Source organism: Peribacillus sp. P4_D6, from assembly GCF_056401795.1.
The window spans coordinates 1-531 of record NZ_JBFUIQ010000408.1; the positions used below are offsets into that span (position 1 = coordinate 1).

Annotated in this window: 1 protein-coding gene; it reads right to left on the reverse strand. The window is 41.0% G+C overall.

Annotation, left to right across the window (positions count from 1 at the left end; all coding sequences use genetic code 11):
* Positions 1–490: AAA domain-containing protein (locus AC1DVB_RS27890; protein ID WP_477592100.1), on the reverse strand; the 490-nt coding region annotated here is incomplete at its 3' end.
* Positions 491–531 lie beyond the last annotated feature (41 nt).

The following is a 531-nucleotide window of genomic DNA, read 5'->3' on the forward strand; positions in this document are numbered from 1 at the left end:
ATTTACGGGCATGCATCCATCGTAATTTCGGGTGCTGGTGGTTAACCCATTTTCCAATGTCTTTCTTTGATACAATCTGATCATTTTGAGTTTGATGATCGACAAGCTGACGAAGTGTTTTACTGCGATAAACGTGTTTGTTAACAAACGAAGTGTCACATACATGTACGAACTTACCTTTAGTCCTTGTTATGGCCACGTTAATCAGCCTTTCACTTTCTCTCCCTGTCAATAACATTCCAGCCCTGTTTTGCGGATAACTATCAACTGTGTCAAAGATCATCATCTCACGTTCACTTCCCTGGAAACGATGTACAGTTGCAGCGATGATATCCGCAGTTTGCCGTTCTTTTTCATATAAGTCATCCAATAGCTTTTCCATCAATTCTGCCTGAGCCCGATATGGTGCGACATAACCAATTGACCTTKAACCGCCCACATAAGCTTCATGAATCAACTGAAAAKATAAAAGAAATTGCCATAAATTCATTCTCGAGTGGGATGTCCGTTCAGTGATTCACCATATCGTGC